General features: G+C 50.5%; 3 protein-coding genes and 1 pseudogene. All 4 read left to right on the top strand.

Translation table 11 applies throughout. From position 1 onward, the window contains the following. Window positions 1-559: pseudogene (locus VIM87_RS09250) on the top strand (TonB-dependent receptor); the annotation flags it as partial. A gap of 19 nt (window positions 560-578) precedes the next feature. Further along, window positions 579-2,345, top strand: a complete 1,767-nt coding sequence (locus VIM87_RS09245; protein ID WP_331996710.1) for a RagB/SusD family nutrient uptake outer membrane protein — start codon at window positions 579-581, stop codon at window positions 2,343-2,345. 33 nt (window positions 2,346-2,378) lie between these two features. Beyond that, on the top strand, window positions 2,379-2,867 hold the full coding sequence (locus VIM87_RS09240; protein WP_331996709.1) for a CHRD domain-containing protein: 489 nt from the start codon (window positions 2,379-2,381) through the stop codon (window positions 2,865-2,867). A gap of 21 nt (window positions 2,868-2,888) precedes the next feature. Beyond that, window positions 2,889-3,396, top strand: a 508-nt coding sequence (locus VIM87_RS09235) for an alginate lyase family protein (protein WP_331996708.1), incomplete at its 3' end; no start/stop codon positions are given.

Below are 3,396 nucleotides of genomic sequence, written 5' to 3'. Positions count from 1 at the left end.
GTATGCTGATATGAACGGCGATGGCGTTATCACCGATGCCGATAAAACCTGGCTGTCAAAACCTAACCTGCCCAACACGGTGCTGGGAGCTGAATTTGCAGTTGGCTATAAAGGGCTCACATTAAGAGCGCTGCTGCAGGGTGCTTATGGTTATGCCGTGCAGGTAACCGCTGAAGGTGCAGGGGATGCTTTCAATGGAAATTTACGTCCCTGGAACCTGGAGCGCTGGACACCGGCTACTGCGGCTACTGCCACCTATCCGCGCATTGGCCTTAACACCAACATCAACAATATATCCTGGCAAACGGTCTCTGATTTTTGGTTCGCCAATACCTGGTATGTGCGGTTAAGATCAGTGGAGCTGGCTTACCAGCTTCCTGGTACATGGTTAAAAGGAACGCGGGTGGTTCAGAATGCAAGAGTGTATGTTTCCGGGTATAACCTGGTGAATATACAGAACATGGGTAAGTTTCAGCAGGACGCTGAGATTGCAAGTGGCCCCGGCGGCGCCTATCCCAACACTGCCAACTTCAACTTTGGATTGCAACTAGGCTTCTAACGCTAAAAAGATATTTACAATGAAGCATACAATATATTGGAGGATCTTATTTGCCACGCTGGCCACAGCGCTGTGTTTTACCACTGCATGCAAAAAAGATTTCCTGGATCAGAAAACGTTATCAGCTATTGATGAAACAGCGGTTTTCCAGGATAGCACCCGGTCGCTGGGAGTGATCAATAACCTTTATTCCAGCCTGGGAATATCCTTTAACCCCAGGCGGTTCAATAATACCGGCTTAGATGCGGCCTGCGATGAATCGGAGCCCATTGCCGATCCCACCATTTACACGTATAAGATCTCTAGTGGCGGCATTAACGCAAATAATGTAGACCGGGGCCTGTGGACAACCACCTTCCAGATGCTGCGTATTGCAAATATTTTCCTGAAGAACAAAGACAGCATTCCGGTGTCAGATGCAACGAAAGACTACTGGGCAGGCCAGGTACGTTTTCTGCGGGCCTGGTATCTCTTCACGCTGTTAAAGCATTATGGCGGCATACCATTAATCGGCGACAAGATATTTGGCGATAATGAAAAGATAGATGTTCCGCGCAGCTCATTTGATGACTGCATTAAATATTTAACCACTGAGCTGGATGCGGCGGCCGCCGCGCTTCCGCTCTCTTACCGCGCAGGAGATGTAAACCAGCTGAAAGTAACCAAAGGGGCTGCACTGGCGGTAAAGGCGCGGATGCTTTTATACGCAGCAAGCCCCCTTTTCAATAGCGGGCCAAGGGCCGATGATCCTGAGCGTTTACTCACTTTTCCGGATGCAGATCCTGCACGCTGGAAGCTGGCTTCCGATGCAGCAAAAGCCGTGATCAACCTGGGCGTTTACAGCTTATATACTGCGTCAGCTACACCGCTGTATACGCTTTTCCTGCAAAACACCCCGCAGCCGGAGCATGTGCTTGTTTACTGGCAGCCCTGGACCACCGGCAATAATTTTTATGTGGAAGCCAGCGCCAATCCTACTTCAAGAGGAGGTATGAACGGCTGGGCCGGAACCAAATATTTTCCAACACAGGAGCTGGTAGATGAATTTGATATGATCAACGGCATGCGCATAACGGATCCTGCTTCCGGTTATCCCGGTATAGGCAATGATATGTACAGGAACCGGGATCCCCGCCTCACATATACCGTTCACTATAACGGCTCCATTCGCATGATGGGCTCATTGGGCGATCAGCCCGTGAATACCTACACCGGCGTAATTCCAAGCGGCAATGCCGCAGCCACCAGCGCAAGCCTCGACGGCATCTATACATCCACAGGTACTTTAACAGGTTATTTCAGATACAAGATGTGTAACGGCGGCGGTGGTGAGCTGTATCGTCCATGGGTAGTGATGCGTTATGCGGAAGTGCTGTTAAATGCGGCGGAGGCGACGAATGAATACGAGGGCCCAACCGCGGAAGTATATGACTGGCTGAAGATGATCCGCAGCCGCGCAGGTATTATTGAGGGCGAAAATAGTTTGTATGGTTTAAAGCCGGGCATGACCAAAGATGAAATGCGCGAAGCCATCTGGCATGAGCGCCGTGTGGAGCTGGCTTTTGAGGAGCACCGCTTCTGGGATGTACGCCGCTGGAAGATCGCTCCGCGGACGGAGAATGCGGAAACACACGGTATGGAGATCACAAGGGCTGCGAATGGAAGCTTTTCTTACCGCGTGATAGGTATACGGAAGCATGTGTTCACCGAGGCTATGTATTTCTGGCCGGTACCACAGAGCGAGCTCACAAAATCGCCTGCTTTAAAACAAACGCCGGGTTATTAACAGAGAAGCTTAAACAATTTTAATGTTCAGGTTATGAAAAGTATTATAACTGTAATTACACTTATCGCTTTTTCAATCACCGGCTGTACAAAAGGAGGGAAGCTGGAAAGGGTCAATAGCAGCCAGTATACCATTAATGCAGCTGCAAGCAGCAAACAGCTGGTGCCGGCCATTGATACCAGTTTCGCCGGTACATTCACCGGTTTTTATGATGAGCAATTGAACATCCTGACCTTCACTATCACGTGGACTGATCTATGGGAGGCGGCCGGCCAGGACACTATCACTTCCGTGAACTTTTACGGCCCTGCCGGTGCAACGGCAAATGGCGCCCTGGTGCGTTCGCTGCCCTTTGTAAGCACAAACAGCGCAGCAACAGCCAATCTGGGCCTGGCAGGTTTAAATGGCTTTAAAATGAGTGAAAAGCAGGACCTGCTGGCAGGCGCCTATTACTTCACCATCAATACAAAAAAGTACCCCAATGGCATCATCAGGGGGCAGCTGGCAGCAATAAAACAATAAACAATAAAACATATTACTACCATGAACCGGATCACACACTTGCTACTTCTTTTGCTGCTTTTTTGCAGTATAACGGTAACGGCACAAACCTTTATTCATCCCGGCGGCTTGCACACACAAACCGATCTAAACCGGATGAAAACCCAGGTGGCGGCCGGGGCGCATCCCTGGATCGACAGCTGGAATGCATTGATCGCTCATCCCAAAGCGCAGAACACTTATACTGCCGCAGCGCGGGCCAACATGGGCGTTAGCCGCCAACGCGCTTCAGCCGATGCAGTGGCAGCCTATCTCAACGCATTACGCTGGTACATCTCCGGGGATACTTCTTATGCAGCCTGTTCCCGGAAGATCCTGAACGCATGGGCCTATGCGGTAGACCAGGTGCCGAGTGGCCAGGACATCCCCGGGTTAATGGGCATAGCCGTGTATGAATTTGCGGTGGCAGCAGAGATCCTGCGGCTTTATCCCAACTGGTCGCAGGCCGATTTTAAGCAGTTCAAAAACATGATGATCAACTACCTGTATC

It is taken from the genome of Chitinophaga sp., assembly GCF_036569125.1.
In the GTDB taxonomy this organism is placed as follows: Bacteria; Bacteroidota; Bacteroidia; order Chitinophagales; family Chitinophagaceae; genus Chitinophaga.
The sequence above is the reverse complement of the archived record's forward strand: the minus strand, read 5'-3'. Positions and strand labels throughout refer to the sequence as shown.

Excerpts from the sequence above, each read along its gene's own strand:
- VIM87_RS09245 (WP_331996710.1), top strand. The coding sequence starts at position 579 with ATGAAGCATACAATATATTGGAGGATCTTATTTGCCACGCTGGCCACA.
- VIM87_RS09240 (WP_331996709.1), top strand. The coding sequence starts at position 2,379 with ATGAAAAGTATTATAACTGTAATTACACTTATCGCTTTTTCAATCACC.